Origin of the sequence: Rothia santali, from assembly GCF_024199905.1 — a bacterium.
Classification (GTDB): domain Bacteria; phylum Actinomycetota; class Actinomycetes; order Actinomycetales; family Micrococcaceae; genus Rothia; species Rothia santali.
In genome coordinates this window covers 1-17,555 of sequence record NZ_JANAFB010000027.1, presented here as the reverse complement: position 1 = coordinate 17,555, position 17,555 = coordinate 1, and the positions used below count along the sequence as shown (strand labels likewise).

15 protein-coding genes are annotated in these 17,555 nt (G+C 72.6%); 11 read left to right on the top strand and 4 right to left on the bottom strand.

The features are described from left to right. Positions 1-45: 45 nt before the first annotated feature. Complete coding sequence (locus NBM05_RS10835) at positions 46-1,470, top strand: mycothione reductase (protein WP_254167204.1); 1,425 nt, start codon at positions 46-48, stop codon at positions 1,468-1,470. Positions 1,471-1,493: 23 nt separating this feature from the next. On the opposite strand, the gene NBM05_RS10830 is transcribed toward NBM05_RS10835, so the two are convergent. Next, positions 1,494-3,338 carry an AMP-dependent synthetase/ligase gene (locus NBM05_RS10830; protein ID WP_254167202.1) on the bottom strand — a complete coding sequence of 615 codons (1,845 nt, stop codon included), beginning with the start codon at positions 3,336-3,338 and terminating at the stop codon, positions 1,494-1,496. A gap of 36 nt (positions 3,339-3,374) precedes the next feature. Further along, positions 3,375-4,205, bottom strand: a complete 831-nt coding sequence (locus NBM05_RS10825; RefSeq protein WP_254167200.1) for an alpha/beta hydrolase — start codon at positions 4,203-4,205, stop codon at positions 3,375-3,377. A gap of 185 nt (positions 4,206-4,390) precedes the next feature. On the opposite strand from NBM05_RS10825, the gene NBM05_RS10820 reads away from it, so the two are divergent. Together NBM05_RS10820 and NBM05_RS10815 are read left to right on the top strand one after the other, a co-directional pair. Beyond that, positions 4,391-5,338, top strand: a complete 948-nt coding sequence (locus tag NBM05_RS10820) for a 1-acyl-sn-glycerol-3-phosphate acyltransferase (protein WP_302183906.1) — start codon at positions 4,391-4,393, stop codon at positions 5,336-5,338. Positions 5,339-5,438: 100 nt separating this feature from the next. Beyond that, on the top strand, positions 5,439-6,797 hold the full coding sequence (locus NBM05_RS10815; RefSeq protein WP_254167249.1) for a class II 3-deoxy-7-phosphoheptulonate synthase: 1,359 nt from the start codon (positions 5,439-5,441) through the stop codon (positions 6,795-6,797). A gap of 149 nt (positions 6,798-6,946) precedes the next feature. Here NBM05_RS10815 and NBM05_RS10810 read toward each other — a convergent pair whose 3' ends face one another. Further along, positions 6,947-8,278, bottom strand: coding sequence for a protein kinase domain-containing protein (locus tag NBM05_RS10810; protein WP_254167196.1), 1,332 nt, complete (start codon positions 8,276-8,278; stop codon positions 6,947-6,949). A 67-nt stretch (positions 8,279-8,345) separates the two neighbouring features. On the opposite strand from NBM05_RS10810, the gene NBM05_RS10805 reads away from it, so the two are divergent. Further along, the gene (locus NBM05_RS10805) at positions 8,346-8,714 is read left to right on the top strand and encodes an Rv2175c family DNA-binding protein (RefSeq protein ID WP_254167194.1); all 369 of its coding nucleotides are present in this window, start codon (positions 8,346-8,348) and stop codon (positions 8,712-8,714) included. 39 nt (positions 8,715-8,753) lie between these two features. Here NBM05_RS10805 and NBM05_RS10800 read toward each other — a convergent pair whose 3' ends face one another. After that, positions 8,754-9,866 (bottom strand): polyprenyl synthetase family protein, encoded by a 1,113-nt coding sequence (locus NBM05_RS10800; RefSeq protein WP_254167192.1) that lies wholly within the window; start codon positions 9,864-9,866, stop codon positions 8,754-8,756. A gap of 114 nt (positions 9,867-9,980) precedes the next feature. On the opposite strand from NBM05_RS10800, the gene dinB reads away from it, so the two are divergent. The 7 genes from dinB to NBM05_RS10765 all read left to right on the top strand — a co-directional run. Next, complete coding sequence (gene dinB / locus NBM05_RS10795) at positions 9,981-11,270, top strand: DNA polymerase IV (RefSeq protein ID WP_254167190.1); 1,290 nt, start codon at positions 9,981-9,983, stop codon at positions 11,268-11,270. 75 nt (positions 11,271-11,345) lie between these two features. Next, the gene (locus tag NBM05_RS10790) at positions 11,346-11,729 is read left to right on the top strand and encodes an SCO2097 family morphological protein (RefSeq protein WP_254167188.1); all 384 of its coding nucleotides are present in this window, start codon (positions 11,346-11,348) and stop codon (positions 11,727-11,729) included. Between the two features lie 269 nt (positions 11,730-11,998). Then, a complete protein-coding gene (gene mraZ, locus NBM05_RS10785; protein WP_254167186.1) occupies positions 11,999-12,430 on the top strand; it encodes a division/cell wall cluster transcriptional repressor MraZ in 432 nt (143 codons plus the stop codon). 187 nt (positions 12,431-12,617) lie between these two features. Further along, entirely contained in the window at positions 12,618-13,604 is a 987-nt protein-coding gene (gene rsmH / locus NBM05_RS10780) for a 16S rRNA (cytosine(1402)-N(4))-methyltransferase RsmH (RefSeq protein ID WP_254167184.1), read from the top strand. Continuing rightward, complete coding sequence (gene ftsL, locus NBM05_RS10775) at positions 13,601-14,410, top strand: cell division protein FtsL (protein WP_254167182.1); 810 nt, start codon at positions 13,601-13,603, stop codon at positions 14,408-14,410. Before rsmH ends, ftsL begins: the two co-directional genes overlap by 4 nt. A 165-nt stretch (positions 14,411-14,575) precedes the next feature. Beyond that, positions 14,576-16,450, top strand: a complete 1,875-nt coding sequence (locus NBM05_RS10770) for a peptidoglycan D,D-transpeptidase FtsI family protein (protein ID WP_254167181.1) — start codon at positions 14,576-14,578, stop codon at positions 16,448-16,450. A gap of 140 nt (positions 16,451-16,590) precedes the next feature. Next, the coding region (locus NBM05_RS10765; RefSeq protein WP_254167179.1) for a Mur ligase family protein at positions 16,591-17,555 on the top strand (965 nt) is incomplete at its 3' end.

The following is a 17,555-nucleotide window of genomic DNA, read 5'->3' as shown; positions in this document are numbered from 1 at the left end:
GTCCTCGCGTGGGGACCGCCCAGAGCCACCACGCGAAGGAGAGCAATGACCCAGCAGACCCAGCGGGAGACCGAGGACTACGACCTGATCATCGTCGGGTCGGGGTCGGGCAACAGCCTGATCACCGACGCGTGGGACGAGCGGAGGGTTGCCATCGTCGACGGCGGCGTCTTCGGCGGCACCTGCCTGAACGTCGGGTGCATCCCCACCAAGATGTACGTCTACCCCTCGGCGACCGCGCTGCACGGGTTGGAGCTGGACCGCCTCGGCGTCGGGATGGAGCGCACCGGCGTCAGCTGGCCCGCGATCCGCGACCGCGTCTTCGGCCGGATCGACGCGATCTCCCAGGGCGGCCTGGAGTACCGCGAGGGCCTCGAGAACGTCGACGTCTACACCGAGTACGCCCGGCTCGTGGAGCCGCACGTCCTGGAGACCGCCTCCGGCGCGCGGCTGCGCGGCGAGCAGATCGTGTTCGCCTCCGGCTCCCGCAGCGTCGTCCCCGAGATCCCCGGCGCCGACCTGCCGGGGGTCCACACCTCGGACACGGTCATGCGGCTCGAGGAGCTCCCGCGCGACGTCGTGATCCTGGGCGGAGGGTTCATCGCCGCGGAGTTCGCCGGCATCTTCACCGGGCTGGGCTCCCGCGTCATCCAGGCCAACCGCTCCGAGCGGGTCCTGCGCGAGCACGACGCGGAGATCGCGGAGCGCTACGTCCGCGAGGCCGGCCGCCAGTGGGACCTGCGGCTGAACACGGAGATCGCCCGGATCGAGCGGGACGGGGAGCGGCTGGCCGTGACCCTGAGCGGCGAGGACGGCGAGGAGACCGTGGGGGCCGACGTCGTCCTGGTCGCCACGGGCCGCCGCTCCAACGTGGACCTGCTGGGCGCGGAGGAGGCGGGGCTCGACGTCGTCGACGGCGTCCTCGCGGTGGACGAGCACCAGCGCGTGCTCTCCGGCGGCGAGCCGGTGCCGGGCCTCTGGGGCCTGGGCGACGTCAGCTCGACGACGCAGCTCAAGCACCTCGCCAACGCGCAGGCCCGCACGGTCTCCCACAACCTGCTGCACCCGGACGAGCTCGCCGCCACGGACGAGCGCTACGTCCCGCACGCCGTGTTCACCACCCCGCAGATCGCGGCCGTGGGCCAGACGCAGGAGCAGGCCGAGGAGGCTGCCGCCCGCGAGGGGTACGAGGTCGCGGTCAAGGTCCAGGACTACGGCGACGTCGCCTACGGCTGGGCGATGGAGGACAAGCAGGGCCTGGTCAAGCTCATCGCGCGCCGGGACACCGGCGAGCTGCTGGGCGCGCACATCATCGGCACGGAGGCCTCCAACCTCATCCAGCCGCTGATCCAGGCCATGAGCTTCGGCCTGCCCGCGCACCGGATGGCGCGGGGCCAGTACTGGATCCATCCCGCGCTGGCCGAGGTCGTGGAGAACGCGCTGCTCGGGCTCGAGGTCCCGGGGAACTGAGCCCGCGGGCCGCGGCCCCGGCCTCAGCCGTGGGCCGCGGGCTTGCCCGCCGCGTAGATCTCCTCGATGACGTCCGCGTAGTCCTTCACGATCCGCGGCCGGCGGATCTTCATCGACGGCGTCAGGTGCCCCGACTCCTCCGTGAAGTCCCGCGGGATGATCCGGAATGCCCGGACCGACTCGGCCTTCGAGACGGTGTCGTTGGCCCGGTCGACGAGCCGCTGGACCGCCTCCCGCACCTCGGGGCGCTCGGCGGCCGCCGCGGCGTCGAGCCCCGGGTCCAGGCCCAGGCCGGAGAGCTGCTTCGGCAGCGTCTCCTCGTCCAGCGTGATCAGGGCCGCGATGAACGGGCGGTTGTCGCCCACCACCACGCACTGGGAGACCAGGGGCGAGGAGCGGATGACGTCCTCGTAGGTGGAGGGGCTGACGTTCTTGCCGCCCGCCGTCACGATCATCTCCTTCTTGCGCCCCGTGATCCGGAGCATGCCGCCGTCCGTGAGCTCGCCCAGGTCGCCGGTGCGGAACCAGCCGTCCTCGGTGAATGACTCCGCGTCGGCGCCCGCGTTGCGGTGGTAGTGGTGGAAGACGCCGACGCCGCGGACCAGCACCTCGCCGTCATCCTCGATCTTGAGCGCCATGCCGGGCAGGGGCGGCCCCACCGTGCCGATCTGGAAGTCCTTGACGGTGCCCACGGTCGCGGGGGCCGTGGTCTCGGTCAGGCCGTAGCCCTCGAGGATCTTGATGCCCACCGAGTGGAAGAAGTGGCCGAGCCGCGGGGACAGCGGGCTGCCGCCCGAGACCGCGTACTTCGCCCGGCCGCCCATGGCCGCCCGCAGCTTGCTGAACACGAGCCGGTCGAAGAGCCGGTAGCGCGCCGCGAGCAGCGGGGGGACGCGGCCGCCGGACATCACGGCCTTCGACCACTCGACGCCGGTCTGCTCGGCGAGGTCGAAGATCCTCCCCTTCAGGGCGCCGGCCTCGTGGGCCTTGGACCGGGCCCCGTTGTAGATCTTCTCGAACAGGCGCGGCACCACGAGCAGGAAGTCCGGGGAGAAGGAGGCGATGTCCTCGACCAGGTGCGTGATGTCCGGGCTGTGCCCCACCGTGACCTCGGCGTCGATGCACAGCACGTGGATGTAGCGCGCGAAGACGTGGGCGAGGGGCAGGAACAGCAGCGTCGAGTTGTCGCTGTTGGCCACCTCCGGGATCGCCACGCGCGCCGAGCCCGAGAGCCGGACGAAGTTGCCGTGGCTGAGCTCGCACCCCTTGGGCCGGCCCGTGGTCCCCGAGGTGTAGATGATGGTCGCCACGTCCTCGAGGCCGGCGGCCGTGCGGGCCCGCTCCAGCTGCTCGTCGGCGACGCCCTCGCCCGCCCGCTTCAGCGCGGCCAGCGAGTCCCCGGCGTCGTCCTCGGCCTCGATCCGCCACACCGACTGCTCGGCCGCGTCCTGCTCCTCGACGGCGCGCCGGACCACCCCGGCGTGCCGCTCGGACTCGACCACGATCCGCCGCGCCCCCGAGTCGGTGAGGTTCCAGGCGACCTGGGAGGGCGAGGAGGTCTCGTAGACCGGCACGACGACGCCGCCCGCGTACATGATGGCGAAGTCCATCACGGCCCACTCGTAGCGGGTCCGCGACATGATCGCGACCGCCTCGCCCACCCGCAGGCCGTCGGCGATCAGGCCCTTGGCGAGCGCGGTGACCTCCGCGTGGAACTGGGCCGCGGTGACGTGCCGCCACTGGCCAGGGGAGGCCTGGATCTCGAACAGCACGGGGTCCCGGCCGTCACGGATCTTCCGCTCGAGCAGGTCGGTGACGTTGCCGTCCGGGTCGAAGCTCAGGTCGAGCTCCATCGCGGTCTCTTGCATGAGTGCCTCCTGATCTGCCGTGGAGCGGCGTTGGGTTCACCGGCCGGGGGATTCGGGGTCGCCGGCCCGCAGGCCTTCGTGGGAGAAGAACCTGAGTGAATTCTCGAAGATGAGGGGAGCGTCCCGGTCCAGCGTGGCGACGTGGAAGCTCTTGTGCAGCTCGAGCACTTCCGGGGTCCGGCCGAGGCGCCGGACCAGGTGGTCCAGGCTGTCCTGCGGCACCACGTGGTCGACGAGGGACTTGAAGATCTGGACCGGCGCCGTCACGGCCGGCAGGGTGCGGCGGGCGGCGCGGAACAGGCGGTGCAGCTCCCCGGCGGCGCGGACCGGGGTGCGCTCGTAGGCGCCCTCGCGCCGCCCGGGGAGGGAGATGTCGTCGCCCACCCCGCCGACCGTGGGCACGGCCGCCGCCAGCAGGCGCGCCACCGAGAGCAGCGGCGTGGGGGAGACGACGCCGGGGTTGACCAGCGACACCGCCGCGACGGGGCGCCGCGCGGCGAGATGCAGGGCGAGGGCGCCTCCCATCGACAGTCCGGCCACGCCGACTCGGTCCGCCCGGCCCCGCAGGCGCCAGTAGGCGGCGTCGACCGCCTCGGTCCACTCCCGCCAGCCGCGCCCGGCGAGATCCTCGGCGCTCGTGCCGTGGCCGGGCAGGAGGGGGAGCTCGACGGCGTATCCGGCGGCGGCGAGGCTCTCGGCCCAGGGGCGCACGCTGTGCGGGGAGCCGGTGAAGCCGTGCAGGACCAGGATCCCGTCCGGCCCGCCCTCCCAGGCGCCCGGGCTCGTGTCGATCAGCGTCGCGGGATCCCCCGAGCGCGCCGCGACGTCCGTCGACGCCGGACCGGCCGCTGCTGTGAGGTATCCCATAAAGCCATTCTGTCATGGGGCGTCGCGGCTTCGCGGACATCCCGTGGCGTGCCCCTTCGCTCCTAGCGGAGCGCGGGGTGAGGAGGCGGATAGGCTGGGGCGGAAGGGCGTCGGGCGCACCGCCGAGCGCGGTCCCGACGCCGGTCCGTCCCGTCCCACCCCGAAAGGGAGCCGCCGTGCTGTACATGTTCCTCAAGAGATTCGTGGTCGGCCCGGTCGTCGAGCGCGTGTTCCGCCCCGAGGTCGAGGGCCTGGAGCACCTGCCCGCCGGCGGCGGCGTCATCCTCGCCTCCAACCATCTGTCCTTCTCCGACTCGGTCTTCCTGCCCGTCTCGGTCCCGCGGCAGGTGTTCTTCCTGGCGAAGTCGGACTACTTCACCGGGCGGGGGCTGCGGGGGCGGGCCACCGCGGCGTTCTTCCGCGGGATCCAGCAGATCCCCATGGACCGCTCGGGCGGCAGCGGCAGCCAGGCCTCGCTGAGCGCGGCCGCCGAGGCCCTGCGGCAGGGGCGGGTGCTCGGGATCTACCCGGAGGGCACGCGGTCCCCGGACGGGCGGCTCTACCGCCCCAAGCTCGGCGTCGCGCGCCTGGCCCTGGAGTCGGGCGTCCCGGTGATCCCCGTGGCGATGGTCAACACCGACGGCGTCCAGCCGATCGGCGCCCGGCTGCCCCGCCGGAGGGCGCAGGACGGGCGCCGGATCGAGCCCGTGCGCACCGTGCTCGGCCCGCCGGTCGACCTCTCGGCGTACCGGGACCGCGGCCTGGGCCGCGCCGTGCAGCGGGCCGCGGCCGACGACATCGCCGCCGCCATCCGCGAGCTCTCCGGTCAGGAGTACGTGGACGTCTACGCCTCCTCCGTGAAGTCGCTGATGGAGAAGCAGCGCGTCGCCGACGCCAAGCTGGCCGTGGCGCAGCTGCTCGAACGGGCCCGGGAACGGACCCAGGCCACCGTTGAGAACGCGCGCGAGCGGACCCAGGCGACCGTCGAGAACGCCCGGGAGCGCACCCAGGCGACCGTCGAGAACGCGCGCGAGCGGACCCAGGCCACGGTCGAGAACGCCAAGGAGCGGGTCCGGGAGCTGCGCCATCCCGGGCGCGAGGACGGCGGCACGGGGCCGGAACGGGGCCGGTAGCTCACTCTGTGAGCAGAATGGCGGTCGTCATAGTCCGCACGCGCCAGGGTTTCGTACACTGGTGACCATGGTGAATCAGACCCAGACCGCGCTGCACAGCATGCCCACCGAACCCGCTCCCTCGGCCAAGGACTATCCGGGCCTCGACGAGTGGCGCGAGCGTGCCGTGGACCAGCAGCCGACCTGGGCCGAGCACCCGGACTTCCGCCGCGTCGTCGGCGAGCTCGAGGCGGTCCCGCCCCTGGTCTTCGCCGGGGAGACGGACCGGATGCGCCAGCGCCTGGCCGACGTCGCCGAGGGCAAGGCCTTCTTCCTGACCGGCGGCGACTGCGCCGAGACCTTCGAGGGCGCCACCGCCGACCGCATCAGCGGCCGCGTGCGCACCCTGCTCCAGATGGCCGTGGTGCTGACCTACGGCGCCTCGATGCCCGTGGTCAAGATGGGCCGCATGGCGGGCCAGTTCTCCAAGCCGCGCTCCTCCAACATGGAGACCCGCGACGGCGTGACCCTGCCCTCCTTCCGCGGAGAGATGGTCAACGGCTTCGACTTCACCGAGGCCTCCCGCGTCCACGACCCCAACCGCATGGTGCAGGGCTACCACACCTCCGCCTCGACCCTGAACCTCATCCGCGCGTTCACCACCGGCGGCTTCGCCGACCTGCGCCTGGTGCACGCCTGGAACAAGGGCTTCATCTCCAACCCGGCGCACGCCCGCTACGAGACGATGGCGCGGGAGATCGACCGCGCGATCATGTTCATGGACGCCTGCGGCGCGGACTTCGAGGCGCTGAAGAGCACCGAGTTCTACGCCGGCCACGAGGCCCTGCTGCTGGACTACGAGCGCGCCCTGACCCGCATCGACTCCCGCACCCACCTCCCGTACGACACGAGCGCGCACTTCCTCTGGATCGGTGAGCGCACCCGCGGGCTCGAGGACGCCCACGTGGACTTCCTGTCCAAGGTGCGCAACCCGATCGGCGTCAAGCTCGGGCCGAACACCCAGGTCGACGACACGCTGCGCCTGATCGACAAGCTGGACCCGGAGCGCGAGCCCGGCCGCCTGACCTTCATCACCCGCATGGGCGCCTCCAAGATCCGGGAGAACCTGCCCGGCCTGGTCCAGGGCGTGCGCGACTCGGGCGCGAAGGTCGTGTGGGTGACCGACCCGATGCACGGCAACACCATCTCGGTGCCCTCCGGCTTCAAGACCCGCCGCTTCAACGACGTGATCGACGAGGTCCGCGGCTTCTTCGAGGTCCACGAGGCGCTCGGGACCTTCCCGGGCGGCATCCACGTGGAGATGACCGGCGACGACGTCGCGGAGTGCCTCGGCGGCTCGGACGCGGTGGACGAGGCCGCGTTCGCCGACCGCTACGAGACGCTGTGCGACCCGCGCCTGAACCACATGCAGTCGCTCGAGGTCGCGTTCCTGGTCGCGGAGTTCCTGGCCCGGCGCTGATCGAGAGGGGCCACACCGCCCCCTCCGGTGAGCACGACGCCCCGGACGCCGACCCTGCGGGGTCGATGTCCGGGGCGTTGTGCGTGCCGGGACGGAGCCCAGGACCGCGCCACACCGGCGCCGCCGATGGGGGGGTCAGGTCGCGCCCCTCACCCGACCCCCGCCGCGATCCCCGTGGCGAGCCCGGCCGCCGATGCCGGCACGGCGGCGCCGATCTGCTGGTGGGACAGGATCTCGACGCCGAGCAGCCACCCGAGGTACCCGGCGGTGCACGCCGCCAGGACGAAGACCAGCAGCCACACCCACCCGCGGTGCTGGCCGCTCCGGCCGAGCGTGTGCAGCGGGACGGCCGGATCGCCCGGCTCCTCGGGCCGCTCCGGGACCGGATCACGCCCCCCGCGGCCGACCGGGAGCTGCCCGGGGGAGAAGACCCGGGTGGCGTCCTCCCCGCCCGGGTCCGCGGCGGCGTCGGGCTCCTCCCGTGAGGGCACGGCGACCGTGGGACCGGTGACCGGCCCCTCCGCTCCCACCAGGTCCACGGCGGCGGTGTGCGAGTCGGTGCTGAGCACGCTGAACAGGTCCCGCGCGTCCACCCGGTACCCCGGCGGCTGCCGGTCCAGCGCCTCGTCGCCCAGGTCCTCCTGGATGTGCAGCAGCTCGCCCAGGAGGTCCTCGGCGTGCTGGGGCCGGTTGTCCGGGTCCTTGGCGCAGCACCAGGCGATGACCTCCGCGATCTCGGGGTCGAGGCCCGGGAAGCGGCGGCCGATGTCCGGCATCGGGTCGTTGACGTGGGCCATCGAGACGGCGTACGGGGTCGCGCCGCGGAACGGTGGCACGCCGGTCAGCATCTCGTAGAGCACGATGCCGACCGAGTAGGTGTCCGCCGCGGTCCCGGCCGGCTCCCGCTTGACCAGCTCCGGTGCGATGTAGTTGGCCGAGCCGACCAGCGTCACGGTCGCGGACTCGGCCTGGACCTGGCGGGTCAGCCCGAAGTCGGTGACCTTGACGGATCCCCGCGGGGAGACCAGCACGTTCTCGGGCTTGACGTCCCGGTGCACCAGCCCCGAGCGGTGGGCCGCGGCCAGCCCGCGGGCGAGCGGGATCGCCACCCGCAGCATCTCGCGCACGGTCATGGGGGAGCGGCGCTTGACCAGGTCCCGCAGCGTGGCGCCGTCGACCAGCTCCATGACCAGGAACGCCAGCGGGGTCTCCCCGCTCTCGTCCAGACCCTGGTCCCACACCGAGACCACGTGCGGGTCGGCGATCGCCGCGGCGGCGCGCGCCTCCTCGGCGAACCTCCGGACGGTGACGGCGTCGGTGCTGAGCGACTCCTTGAGCAGCTTGACCGCGACGGCGCGGTTCAGCCGCTCGTCCAGCCCCCGGTACACCGCGCCCATGCCGCCCCGGGCGATGAGGTCGCCCAGGAGGTAGCGGCCGTCGAGGGTCCGACCCGTGTGGGGTCCCGGTGCCGTTGGTTTCATGACCACCGATTCTAGGCGATGTCGCGGCGCGTGCCGGAACGGCCCGGGCCTGGTCTACGCTGGGAGCGTGAGTGCAACAGAAAATTCCACAGAGCTCTTCGATCTGGTGCAGGACTGGATCACCATCCCCGACATCGCCGAGACCCTCGACCTCAAGGTCACCCGGGTCCACACGCTGATCTCGGAGCGCCAGCTGCTGGCCGTGCGCGACGCCGACGGCGTCCGGCGCGTCCCCGCGCTGTTCATGCGCGAGGACCGCGTGCTGGAGTCCCTCAAGGGGACCCTGGTGGTGCTGGCCGACTCCGGGTTCTCCGACGAGGAGGCCATCGCCTGGCTGTTCACCCAGGACGAGTCGCTGCCGGGCCGGCCCATCGACGCCCTGCACGACGGCCGCAAGACCGAGGTCCGACGCCGGGCCCAGGCCCTGGCCTGGTAGGACCCGTCCCCGCCCGGCCGGTGCCCCGGCCGCCCGGCCTCAGGAGGCCCGGTGCAGCGCCCTGGAGGCCATGACCTCCAGGGCGCGCTTGCTCTCCGGGTCCGCCTCGATGCGCCGCAGGGCCGCCCGCACCTGGCGCTCGGTGGCGTCGATGATGCCCTCGAGCTCGGTCAGCGCCCCCGTCGCCCGGATGACCTCGCGCAGCCGCTCGATGCCGGCGGCGTCGAGCTCCGGGTCGCCCAGCGCCTCGTCGAGGAGCGCGGCGTCGTCGGGTCCGCCGCGCTGCTCGGTCAGGGCGATCAGGACGGTGCGCTTGCCCTCCCGGAGGTCGTCGCCGGCCGGCTTGCCGGTCCGCTCGGGCTCGCCGAAGACGCCGAGGACGTCGTCGCGCAGCTGGAAGGCCTCGCCCAGCGGCAGCCCGAAGCCGCGCAGCTGGCTCAGCAGCGGCTCGGCGGCCCCGGCCAGGGCGGCGCCGATCGCCAGCGGGTGCTCGCACGAGTACTTCGCCGACTTGAAGCGGATCACGGTGCTGGCTCGCTCGAGGGCGACCTCCGGGTCCTCGCCCCCGATGGCCTCCGACAGCCCGTCGAGGTACTGCCCGGCCATGACCTCGGTGCGCATCGTGTCGAAGATCCGCCGGGCCTTGCCGCTCGCGGCCGGCTGGGTGCCGATCGAGGCGAAGACCGCCTCGGAGAAGGACAGGCACAGGTCCCCGGCGATGATCCCGGCCATCTCGCCGAAGCCGGCCGCGCTGCCCCGCCAGCCCTCGGCCTCGTGCGCGCCCTGGAAGCGGCGGTGCACCGAGGGGCGGCCCCGGCGGGTGTCCGAGTGGTCGATGATGTCGTCGTGGATGAGGGCGGCCGCCTGGAACAGCTCGATGGCCGCACCGGCCCGGACGATCTCCGGGGCCTCGGGGTCCCCGCCGGCGCAGCGCCATCCCCAGTAGGCGAAGAGCGCGCGCAGGCGCTTGCCGCCCCGGCACAGGTCCTCGATGGCGTCGATCAGGGGCAGCGCGTCCAGGGAGACCTCGGTGAGCAGCAGGCGCTGCCGCGTGGTGTGGTCCAGCAGGACCCGCTCCACGGCTTCGACGTAGCGCTGCTCCTGCGCGCTGAGGGCGGTCTCGGGGGCGAGGCTGTGGGCGGGGGAGTTCACGGGCGCGGTCCTGTCCTCCCGTGGCCGCCCGCACGCGGCCCCGGGGAATAGTTGTGGCTTGAGCACTGCTCTTCAGTGTAGGCGACGAGCGAGAGGCGAGGGGGTGAGCGGACCGTGGCGGACGCGGAGCCGGACTTCAGGGATCGGGTGATCCTGCACGTGGACATGGACGCGTTCTTCGTCAACGTGGAGCTGCTGCAGCGGCCGGAGCTCCGGGGGCGGCAGGTCGTCGTCGCCGGCTCGGGGCCGCGCTCGGTCGTGCTCTCGGCCTCGTACGAGGCGCGCGCCCTGGGGGTGGGCTCGGCGATGCCGACCGCCCGCGCCCGGAGCCTCGCGCCCCACGCGGTGTACCTCGAGCCCTCCCACGGCGGCTACCGCGAGTACTCCCGCCGGGTCATGGAGATCCTGCGCTCGGTCACCGACCTCGTGGAGCAGGTGAGCGTGGACGAGGCGTTCCTGGACGTCACGGGGGCCCGGCGCCGGCTCGGCGGCCCGGTCGCCATCGCCCGGGGGATCCGGCGGGAGATCCTCGAGTCCACCGGGCTCGTGGCCTCGATCGGGGTGGCCGGCAACAAGTTCATCGCCAAGATGGCCTCGACCGGTTCCAAGCCGGACGGCCTGTGGCTCGTGCCGGACCGCCGGATCCTCGAGTTCCTGGACCCGCTGCCGGTCCGCCGCCTGTGGGGGGTGGGGGAGAAGACCGCCGCGAGCCTCGACGACGCCGGCCTGCGCACCTCGGCGGACGTGCGGGGCGCCGGGCTCGAGTACCTCAGGCGCCGGCTCGGCCAGGCCGCCGGGACGCACCTGCACCAGATCGTGCGGGGCATCGACGACCGGCCCGTGGTGGTCGAGCGGCTCGAGAAGTCCATGGGCGCCGAGCACACCTTCTCCTACGACACGGACGACCTGCGCGAGATCCTCGCCGTCGTCCTGCAGCTGAGCCACGACGTCGCGCGCCGGCTGCGTCGCTCCGGGCGGCGGGCGCGCGGCGTCGCGATCAAGGTCCGGGACCGCGACTTCACGACTCACACCCGCTCCCGCGCGCTCGACCAGGGCGTGACCACCGGGCGCGAGGTGTACGAGGCGGCGCGGCGGCTCCTGGAGGACATGGGCCCGCTGCCCTCCCGCGTCCGGCTGATCGGGGTGCGCGTGGAGCGCCTGGACGAGGGCGACGCCGGCCGGCAGCTCTCCCTCTGGGACGGCGACGGCGCGGCCGGGCTGCACGACGCGCCCGAGTGGGACGGGGCGGAGAGCGCGATGGACGTCATCCGGGAGAAGTTCGGCCCGCAGGGGCTCCAGCCGGCCCGCCTGGTCACGGGGAAGATCTCGCCGCGTTACGCCCCGGACGGACGCTCCGGATCGCGTGAGGATCCGTCCCCCGTGTCCGATGAAAAGACGCCCTAAAACCACTATCCTTAAGAGACGGAGTCGCCGGCCCGCACCTCATGAAAGGCGCCTCCACGGGAAGAGGAGAACATCATGCCCCTATCTGAGCGTGAACAGAAGTTGTTGGAGCAGCTCGAACAGCAGCTCAACCACGAAGATCCCAAGTTTGCCGAGAGCATGCACGGGGAGACCCGCGGATCCGGTACGGTGCGGATGCCCTCGGTCCGGCACATCGTCCTGGGCGTCGTGGTCGCCGTGATCGGCCTCGCGGCCGTCATCGCCGGCGTCGCGACCAAGCTCATCATCATCGGCGTCGTGGGATTCGTCATCATGGGGGCGGGCGTGTACCTCGCGACGCTCGGCAAGAAGCGCGAGGCCGGAGCCTCCGGTCGCGCGGACCGGGGTGCCTCGTCCGGTCAGTCCTCGTTCATGTCCCGTCTCGAGCACCAGTGGGACAAGAGGCAGGAGCGGCCGTAGCCCAGCCGGCGTGTTCTGACTCCCATACCCCGCGCAGAAGGACCGGCGGCCGACGCATCAGCGTCGGCCGCCGGTCCTTTCGCATGCGTGCCCGAAACGGCGCGCGCCGGAACGCGCCTGGGAAAACCCACCGAAAGTGTGTCAGGTGGAGGTCATCGTGGTGTCTGTGGTGTGAAGTGGAGTAAAGTGGAGCGCACGGGAGAGGTATAGCTCATACCCGACCCGGATGCTCAGGTGATCGTCCCTTGCTCAGTCGCGGAGGTGGTGAGTTGTTTCTCGGAACCCACTCGCCCCGTCTGGACGACAAGGGTCGCCTCATCCTCCCGGCCAAGTTCCGTGCGGAGCTCTCCGAGGGCCTCGTACTGACCCGCGGGCAGGAGCGCTGCCTGTACGTGTTCAGCCAGGCCGAGTTCGAGCGGGTCCACGAGCAGATGCGGCAGGCTCCGATCTCCTCCAAGCAGGCCCGGGACTACATCAGGGTGTTCCTCTCGGGGGCATCGGACGAGGTCCCGGACAAGCAGGGCCGGGTGACCATCCCTCAGGCGCTGCGGGACTACGCCGGGCTGGAGCGGGACCTGGCCGTGATCGGGGCGGGGACCCGCGCCGAGGTGTGGGACGCCGGAGCATGGGAGGCCTACCTGGCCGAGAAGGAGAACGAGTTCTCCGAGACCGACGAGGAGGTGCTCCCGGGTTTGCTGTGACGTCTGGCGTGTGATCTCCAGCCGATGCTTTCGGTGCGCCGCCTCCTGACTCATCTTCCCCTGAGGCAGGGTGCGGGCGGGCGGAAGCGTTTGGATGGGGATCAGGCGTGAGAGAGCAGGACACCCTCGCCGGGCCCGACGGGCGGCCCGGTGCCGACGATCTACGACATGGAGGCCGAGACCCCCGATGCAGACCTCTGAGAATCAGCGGCCGGCGCAGGAGCGCCACGTTCCGGTGATGCTGGAGCGGTGCGTGCGCCTGCTGGAGCCCGCCCTCGCGGGCGAGAGTCCCGTCGTCGTCGACGCGACCCTCGGGATGGGCGGCCACACCGAGGCGCTGCTGGAGGCCTTTCCGCGGCTGCGGGTCGTGGGCGTCGACCGCGACCCCCAGGCGCACGAGCTCGCCGGGGCCCGGCTGCGGCGCTTCGGCGACCGGTTCGTCCCCTTCCACGGCGTCTACGACGAGATCCCCGAGGTCCTCGAGAGCATCGGACGGGCGTCGGTGGAGGGCGTCCTGTTCGACCTCGGCGTCTCCTCCCTCCAGCTGGACGAGCGGGAGCGCGGCTTCGCCTACTCCTACGACGCCCCGCTGGACATGCGCATGAACGCCGAGGACGAGCTGACCGCCGAGCAGATCGTGAACGAATATGACGAGGCCCGGCTGCGTCGCGTGCTGAAGGAGCTCGGCGAGGAACGGTTCGCCGGCCGCATCGCTAAAGCTCTGGTAGAGGTTCGTGAAGATCACCGGATTACCAGGACGGGGGAGCTCGTCGAGATCCTCGCGCGGGCGGTCCCGGCGGCGTCGCAGCGGACGGGCGGCCACCCGGCGAAGCGGACCTTCCAAGCGCTTCGCATTGAAGTTAACCAAGAGCTTGAAGTTCTGACGCGGGCCGTTCCGGCGGCCCTCGACGCCGTCGGGCTCGGCGGGCGTGTCGTGGCCATGAGCTACCACTCGCTGGAGGACAAGATCGTCAAGCGGGCGATGACGAGCCGGGCGGTCTCCACCGCCCCCAAGGGGTTCCCCGTGGAGCTCGAGGAGCACCGGCCCGAGCTGAAGATCCTCACCCGGGGGGCGGAGCCGCCCACCGAGGAGGAGATCCAGAGCAACCCCCGCGCGGCGTCGGCCAAGCTGCGCGCCGCAGAGAAGATCCGCGAGACTAGGACGGCAAGATGAGTGCAGAACCCCGGCACCCGGACTCGGAGACCGAGAACGGCGCGCCCAGCGCTCTGCACCTCACGGCGGTCAGGGAGCGGCGCGGCCTGCGGGTCGTGAGCGCCGCCGCGCCTGCCGAGGCCCCCGAGGCCCCCTCGGACCCGGCGCCCGCCGCGGCGCGACCGGCCCTCGCCCTGGCCCCCGCCGCGCGCCGCCGGCGCCGGATCCCGGCCGTCATCGCCACGATCTTCGGCGTGCTGGTGGCCCTGGGCTTCGTCCTGCTGCTGAACATCTCGATGTCCTCCAACCAGTACGACCTCGTCCAGCTGCGCGGCGAGCAGCGCTCGCTCATGGAGGAGAACCAGGCGATCGGCCAGGAGATCCAGTACCAGGAGGCGCCCCAGAACCTGGCGATCCGGGCCTCCCAGCTGGGCATGGTCGCCTCCGCGGACCAGGGCCAGCTGGACCTCGCGAGCTCCTCGCTGTCCGGCGAGGCCCAGCCGGCGCAGCCCCCGGCCGAGGACCGCGAGGAGGCCGAGCACTCCGGCCAGGTCAACCTGATCGACCCGCCGAAGGACAGCGACACCGACGCCGCCCGGGAGGCCGAGCGGCGGGCCGCCGAGGAGGACAAGGCGGACGGCGACCGAGGCTCCGGCGAGGCCGGGAGCTCGGACGGTGACCGGGGATCCGAGGCCGACGCCGGGCAGCGGACCGGGAACGACGGTGCCGGCGCCGCCCAGGGGCAGACCGGCGCCCAGGGCACCGGCGAGGGCGCCGGCGCCCAAGGCACCGGCGGCGAGGCCGCGGGCCAGACCCCGGCCGGATAGACCGCCGCCGGGCAGCCCCGCCGGCGCGTGCGGGCCGTCCCGCCGGTCCCGCGTGCCGGCCCGCGGGCGTTCGCGCGTCCGTGCGCCCGCGCCCTACACTTGATAGTTTCGCGACGCGCGGTGCCGCGCCGCGCGCCGCGACGAGCTGAGGAAGACGAGGAGCCAGTGGATTCAACGGAGGACCGACCCCCGAGGTCGGGCGAGCAGCGCGGCGGCGAGCCCCGGGACGGGGCCGGCGCCGAGGCCTCGAAGGCCGCCCCGCGGCCGGCCCAGGGCATCCTGCGCCGCAGCTTCCTCGGCATCTCCGCCTTCCTCGCCGTGCTGGCCGTCCTGGCCGGGCGCCTCTTCTACGTCCAGGCGATCGATCCGGTGGGGCGGGCGGAGCAGGCGCTCGAGCGGCGTCGCCGGACCCAGGTGGAGCCCGCGCTGCGGGGGGAGATCCACGACGCCGGCGGCGCCGTGCTGGCCCGCTCCATCCAGCGCTACAAGATCACCGTGGACCAGTCCGCCGTGACCTCGTTCTCGCGCATCCGCGGGGATGCGATCGAGGAGGTCTCCCCCGAGGAGCTGGTGTACCAGCTCGCGGACCTGCTCGACCTGCCCGACCGCGAGGTGATGGAGTCCCTCGACGGGGACAGCCGCTACGCCGTCGTCGCCGAGGACGTGACCCCGGACGTGTACAACGCCGTCATGGACCTCGGCGCCGAGTTCCTCTACGGCGAGGCCGTGTCCAAGCGCAGCTATCCCGACGGATCGGTAGGCGGATCCGTGGTCGGCTTCCTCAACTCGGAGGGCGCGGCCGGCGGGATCGAGCAGCAGTTCGACGCCGACCTGGCCGGCGAGGACGGCGAGCGCTCCTACGAGATCAGCGCCGACGGCATCCGCATCCCCGTGGGCGAGGACGTCAACCGCCCGGCCCGCAACGGCAAGACCGTGCGGCTCACGATCGACCGCGACATCCAGTACTTCGCCCAGCAGCAGGTCCGCGCCCGCGCCGAGGAGCTCGACGCTGAGTGGGGGACCGCCGTGGTCATGCGCGTCTCGGACGGCGCGGTCCTGGCGCTCGCGGACTCCAGCACGATCGACCCCAACGACTTCTCCGACGCCGACGGCGGGGACTTCAGCCCGCGCGCCGTGACCCACCTGACCGAGCCCGGCTCGACCGAGAAGGTCCTCACGGCCGCAGCGGTCATCGACTCGGGGCACTCGGAGCCCACCACGGAGTTCGATGTCCCCGCGCAGCTGCGGATCGACGGCGAGCTGATCACCGACTCCTTCGAGCACGGCGACGAGCGGCGCACGCTGGCCGGCATCATCGCCGACTCGATGAACACCGGCACCGTGCTCGCGGGCAAGCAGCTGAGCCGGCAGGAGCGCTACGACTGGTTCCGGAAGTTCGGCGTCGGCAGCCCGACCGGGATCGAGCTGCCCGGCGAGGGCCAGGGCCTGTTCGCCGAGCCGGACTCCTGGGACGTCCGCCAGCAGTACACCATCCTGTTCGGCCAGGGCGTCTCGCAGACCCCGCTCCAGACCGTGATGGCCTACCAGGCCATCGCCAACGACGGCGTCAAGCTCACGCCCAAGATCGTGGACTCCATCACGGACGCGGACGGGGAGGAGGAGGACCGCCCCGCCCCCGAGGGCAGCCGCGTGGTCTCCTCCGACACGGCCCGCAAGATGCGCGAGATCATGGAGGTCGTAGTCACCGAGGGCGGCGCCAAGGAGGCCGCCGTGCCCGGCTGGCGGGTCGGCGGCAAGACCGGCACGGCCGAGGCCCCGGCCGACGACGGCAGCGGTTTCGACGGGTACACCACGTCCTTCGTGGGCATGGCGCCCATCGACGACCCCGAGTACCTGGTGGCGGTGGTCATGCACCGCCCGCAGGGCGAGGTCACCGCGATCGGCACCACGGTGGCGTTCTCGCGCATCATGCGCGCCGTGCTGCAGCACTACCGGGTGCCCCGCTCGACGACGGACCCGGTGGAGATCCCCAAGTTCGCAGACGGTCACGGCGACGGCGACCGCGACGGAGGGCAGTAGTGAGGCCCGACTAGAATCGTCACGTCCCTCGGGCGGGTCCGCCCCGCCCCCTTCGCGTCACGCTCCCGCGGAGGATGCCCGAGTCAGGGTGCCAGGAGCGTAGAGTGTCCACGTCCGCCCGCCAGAGAAGGAAGTCCCAGATGCCCCACGAGGAATCCCCGGCCCATCCCGCCGCGCCCGGCGCGGGGGAGGCCGCAGGCACGGACCCGGCGCAGCCGGCCGGCCGGATCCGGGGCACCGCCCAGACGCTGCGCCCCGCCACGGCCCCCGCCCGGAGCCTGGAGGAGGTCGCCGCGTTCATCCGCGAGGACGGACGCCGTGCCGAGCTGACCGGGGCGCCCGAGACCGAGATCCGCGGCGTCAGCATGGACTCCCACGAGGTCCAGGCCGGGGACCTGTACGTGGCCGTGCCCGGCTCCAACGTCCACGGGGCCCGTTTCGCGGCCGACGCCGTGGAGCGCGGCGCCCGCGCCGTCCTGACCGACGCGGACGGGGCGGAGATCCTCCGCTCGCTGGGCGTCGGGCTGCCGGTGCTCCTGGTGGAGCGGGTCCGGGAGGTCGTGGGCCCGGTCGCCGGGCGCGTCTACGCGAGCCAGCCCGCCTCCGCGACCGAGCAGCAGCTCTTCGCGGTCACCGGCACCAACGGCAAGACCACCACCACCTACATGCTCAACTCCCTCCTGGAGGCCCTGGGCCGCACCACCGGGCTGATCGGGACGATCGAGATCCTGGCCGGCGAGGACCGCATCCCCAGCCGCCTCACCACGCCCGAGTCGACCCACGTGCACTCGCTGGTCACCGTGATGCGCGAGCGGGGCATCACCGCGATGTCCATGGAGGTCTCCTCGCACGCGCTGGACTACCGGCGCGTGGACGGGCTGGTGTACGACGTCGCGGGCTTCACCAACCTGACGCAGGACCACCTGGACCAGCACGGCAGCATGGAGGCCTACTTCCGCAGCAAGGCCCAGCTGTTCACCCCTCGTCACGCCGGTGCTGGTCACCAACACCCCGCGGTTCGAGGCGGTGGACGGCCTGCCCGCCGAGCGGGTGGCCCCCGGCGACGAGGTGATCTCGATCCGGCGGTAGGCCGCGCCCGGGGCGG

Bases quoted from the DNA above. Each gene is read 5' to 3' on its own strand.
- NBM05_RS10835 (WP_254167204.1), top strand. From the start codon at position 46: ATGACCCAGCAGACCCAGCGGGAGACCGAGGACTACGACCTGATCATC.
- NBM05_RS10830 (WP_254167202.1), bottom strand. From the start codon at position 3,338: ATGCAAGAGACCGCGATGGAGCTCGACCTGAGCTTCGACCCGGACGGC.
- NBM05_RS10825 (WP_254167200.1), bottom strand. From the start codon at position 4,205: ATGGGATACCTCACAGCAGCGGCCGGTCCGGCGTCGACGGACGTCGCG.
- NBM05_RS10820 (WP_302183906.1), top strand. From the start codon at position 4,391: ATGTTCCTCAAGAGATTCGTGGTCGGCCCGGTCGTCGAGCGCGTGTTC.
- NBM05_RS10815 (WP_254167249.1), top strand. From the start codon at position 5,439: ATGCCCACCGAACCCGCTCCCTCGGCCAAGGACTATCCGGGCCTCGAC.
- NBM05_RS10810 (WP_254167196.1), bottom strand. From the start codon at position 8,278: ATGAAACCAACGGCACCGGGACCCCACACGGGTCGGACCCTCGACGGC.
- NBM05_RS10790 (WP_254167188.1), top strand. From the start codon at position 11,346: ATGCCCCTATCTGAGCGTGAACAGAAGTTGTTGGAGCAGCTCGAACAG.
- rsmH (WP_254167184.1), top strand. From the start codon at position 12,618: ATGCAGACCTCTGAGAATCAGCGGCCGGCGCAGGAGCGCCACGTTCCG.
- ftsL (WP_254167182.1), top strand. From the start codon at position 13,601: ATGAGTGCAGAACCCCGGCACCCGGACTCGGAGACCGAGAACGGCGCG.